Raw genomic sequence first — 3,710 nt, forward strand, 5'->3', positions numbered from 1 at the left:
GCTATCAGCGGTCAGCGATTAGCGCTACGCGCACGCTACTTGAGGTGCTATCAGCGGTCAGCGATTAGCGCTACGCGCACGCTACTTGAGGTGCTATCAGCTATCAGTTATCAGCTATCAGCTTTCGGCCTGTGGCCAAGCTACTTGAGGTGCTTATTGGTACAGTCACAGTGTCGTTCGCACAGCGTGGCCTTTGGCCAAAGCCTGTGCCACGCTAGTTGAAGTACTTTTGAATAAAATAAGCTGACCGCTGACCGCTGACCGCTGACGGCTAGACCACTGACTGCTTACCGACTCAATTGATAAACTACAGGTGATCTGCTCAATGACAGAACAAACCTCCGAACAACTACAAACTTTCCTTGATATTGCCGCTAAAGCTGCCACTGCTGCTGGTGATGTTTTGAAAACTTACTGGGGCAATCTCAAAACTATAGAAGAGAAAGGACGTCCTGGAGATTTAGTCACTGCAGCTGATAAAGAAGCAGAAGCAGTAATCTTAGATATACTCAAAAACGATGTGCCAGACCATTCGATTCTCGCAGAAGAATCCGGTCAACTGGGAGACAATCAAAGTAAATACCTATGGGCGATTGACCCCCTCGATGGTACTACTAATTATGCCCATCAATACCCCATTGCTGCTACCTCTGTGGGGTTGTTGATTGACGGCAAGCCTCAGGTGGGAGCAGTATATAACCCCTTTCGGGATGAGTTATTGTGTGCAGCTATGGGCTTAGGGGCAACCTGCAATGGTCAGCCAATCAAGGTTTCCCAAGTCTCTGACCTGGGTAAGAGCTTGTTAGTCACTGGATTTGCCTATGACCGGCGGCAGACTTCCGATAACAACTATGCCGAGTTCTGTTACCTGACTCATCTGACTCAAGGCGTTCGTCGTAGTGGTTCTGCATCCATCGATTTGTGTGATGTTGCTACTGGACGATTGGATGGCTATTGGGAACGAGGGCTTTCTCCTTGGGATATAGCCGCTGGCATCGTTATCCTACAGGAAGCTGGTGGTAAAGTTACCGCTTATGATGGCAGTCCTATTGATATTAATTCTGGGCGGATTCTGGCAACTAATGCCAAAATTCACGACAGTCTCAGTGCTGCGTTGTTAGAGACACCATCTTTATCTTCCTGGAAAGAATAATAATTAAGAATTGTCATTAATTATAATTGTAGATGTAAAGTCGATTAACTAGCGTCCCTAAGTGACGCATTTTTTATACTTAATGTCTACAATTTCTACAGAAACGGTTACTCAATTTTTCCATGCTGTTTCTCTACAAGAGGATTTAAAACAGCAGCTAATAGCTACTATAAATCCAGAAGAGGTAGTTAAGATAGCACAGGATTACGATTTTAAGTTTACCGTAGCTGACTGGCAACAGTTTATCCAGGAACATCAGTCCAGTCAGTCTCCTAGTGATACTTTTAAAAAAGAAATAATAGGATTAGATGTTACAGAGGAACAGTTAGATGCTTGGTGGAAATTTGCTTGGGAAACAGGAGATATCAATCTGATCGCGTGGGTTTATGACAAGAGAGATGCTATCACTTGGGTGCAATTGCTAGATGAGTTTAAAGTGATTAAAAAAGACGATTAATTGTCAGCTTAAGCGCTACGCGAACAGCCGTCAGCTGTCAGCGGTCAGCCGTCAGTGGTCAGTGGTCAGCGGTCAGGCGTTGGCCTTTGCCTGTTCCCGTAGCGTGGGCGTAGCCCATAAGCTGATAGCACCTCAAGTAGCGTGGGCGTAGCCCATAAACTGATAGCTGATAGCTGATAGCTGATCGCTCACGATTCAATCACCCCATTAATCAGTAACGCTGCCTTAGTTTTGTCTAAAATATCTTTTTCATAGGTTTTGATTGGGTCCTTTTCATCAATACTAAGGTGAGTCGCCATTGGGTCTTCTATCTGATACTCTTTCTCGAAGTAAAGTAAGCTAATTGTGGTCAGGTATATTCGATCAGCAATAGCAGCAGCAAACAAGCGATAAAAACGAGCTGCAAAACGGGGGTCTTTCTCTAGTTTATGGGTTAATTTAGCTCGATCAATTGACCAGACAATGGAGTCTTCTAAAGCTTTAACTGTAGCGGAAGGGGGATGATCTTTCACAAAAGACATTTCTCCGACTACTTCACCGTTGGATAATCGAGCAATTTCCCGACTTTTCCAAGCTTCAACGGAAACGCTTAAGATGCCATCGAGCACAATGTAGAGTGCATTGATAGATTCTCCTTCATGAATCAAGACATGACCAGCTGGAATTTCTTTACTCTCCCCTGTGGCAATCATCCAATCTCGGTCACGGTCATTCAATTCATTCCAAGCCAGAAGCACTTCCGTGATACTAGGTTCCCATATCCCTCCTCGCTTGATTAGGTTATCCTTAGTCTGTTCAACCAGACCGGGATTTTTGCCAAACCGAGTTCCTGTGACTTGGGCATTACTGAGATTAGCATGGCTTAAGTTTGCTGAAATCAAGCTAGCCCCACTCAAGTCAGCCCCACTCAAGTCAGCGCCACTCAAGTCAGCGCCACTGAGTTTGGCATCCCTTAAGTCAGTATCACTTAAGTCAGCATGGCTGAGATTAAGACGACTGAGATTAACACCCCTAAGGTTAGCACCTGCCAAGTCACTACTAATATCTAAACCAGCAACTTCTGCTAATTTCTTGAAATTCTTGGTCTTGGCTGCTCGAAAACCTTGGAGTGTCTTCTTAATTTCCTGGCTTAATTCTTGATTAAACATCCTGCAATACTAACCGACTTACATAAGGTTTTAATTGGCGCTTGAGTAAAAATAAGACAATCTTTCGATCTAGGACTGCCCGTTCTTCTCGACTAATTTCTTGAAACCATATTCCCTCCGCTTCATAAAGATGGACATTTTTCTGCAAAACTGTGAAAATAGCTTCGATATAACAGGGTTGATTGATGTCTAGTTTGGTAATGCTGCCTAACCATATACTGCTCAGGGTTCCAGTTAATAATGGCTCACCACTTTTGGCCGCAAAAACCCAGGCTGGACTGGTTTCTCCACCTTTGGATGTGATCTGGTAATCCATGATGGTGAATTCATCAGTTTTTTCGTGATTGATATCTCTCCTGAGATTTAATTCTGTGCCAATGTTGAATTTAGCTTGATTGGGATTAGTCTCTAAACCCATGGACATCTTTTTGTCATGATGAAGTTGACTACCTTGCTTTGACCGTCGCTTTTTCTCTATGGAAACCTTAAAATCATCATTCAGACCACGGTGAGAATAGGGAAGTTTGCCATTGGTTAAGTTCAGCCTTAGCTCTCCACCGGTTAGCCCAAGTTTGATGCTACCACCGGGTAGTTCTAAAAATTGATCATGAAAGTTTATAGTTAAGAATAGGTCAATTTTATCTGGCTGAACGATAGTGCCCTCTAATTTCATGAACAGGCAATCTTCGTATTTATTCTCAATTTCAATAATTTCAAGTTCTTTTGGCAAATCTTGCGCTATTACCATGCCCGTTGAAATTGGAATAATGAAGTTATTTTGATTAAAATCTAACATAATAATTTATAGATTTTTAATCTATTTTGATCAGAAATTAAGATTTACAAAAGCTACAATAATCCTCGATTTATTACGAGAAAATACTTATAGCGGTGTTCAATTGGGAATCGGGAATCGGGAATCGGGAATCGGGAATCGGGAATCGGGAATCGG

The 3,710-nt window shown here is 42.9% G+C and carries 4 protein-coding genes; 2 read left to right on the plus strand and 2 right to left on the minus strand.

Going from position 1 to position 3,710, the window contains the following annotated elements; all coding sequences use genetic code 11:
* Nucleotides 1–325 precede the first annotated feature (325 nt).
* Both AC4II3_RS31910 and AC4II3_RS31915 read left to right on the plus strand, forming a co-directional pair.
* Nucleotides 326–1,153 carry an inositol monophosphatase family protein gene (locus AC4II3_RS31910; RefSeq protein ID WP_488029811.1) on the plus strand — a complete coding sequence of 276 codons (828 nt, stop codon included), beginning with the start codon at nt 326–328 and terminating at the stop codon, nt 1,151–1,153.
* 82 nt (nt 1,154–1,235) lie between these two features.
* Nucleotides 1,236–1,610 carry a Nif11-like leader peptide family natural product precursor gene (locus AC4II3_RS31915; RefSeq protein ID WP_488017172.1) on the plus strand — a complete coding sequence of 125 codons (375 nt, stop codon included), beginning with the start codon at nt 1,236–1,238 and terminating at the stop codon, nt 1,608–1,610.
* 188 nt (nt 1,611–1,798) lie between these two features.
* On the opposite strand, the gene AC4II3_RS31920 is transcribed toward AC4II3_RS31915, so the two are convergent.
* Both AC4II3_RS31920 and AC4II3_RS31925 read right to left on the minus strand, forming a co-directional pair.
* Nucleotides 1,799–2,758, minus strand: a complete 960-nt coding sequence (locus AC4II3_RS31920) for a pentapeptide repeat-containing protein (RefSeq protein ID WP_488017174.1) — start codon at nt 2,756–2,758, stop codon at nt 1,799–1,801.
* Complete coding sequence (locus AC4II3_RS31925) at nt 2,751–3,554, minus strand: hypothetical protein (RefSeq protein ID WP_488017176.1); 804 nt, start codon at nt 3,552–3,554, stop codon at nt 2,751–2,753. Before AC4II3_RS31925 ends, AC4II3_RS31920 begins: the two co-directional genes overlap by 8 nt.
* Nucleotides 3,555–3,710 lie beyond the last annotated feature (156 nt).

It is taken from the genome of Moorena sp., from assembly GCF_982860115.1.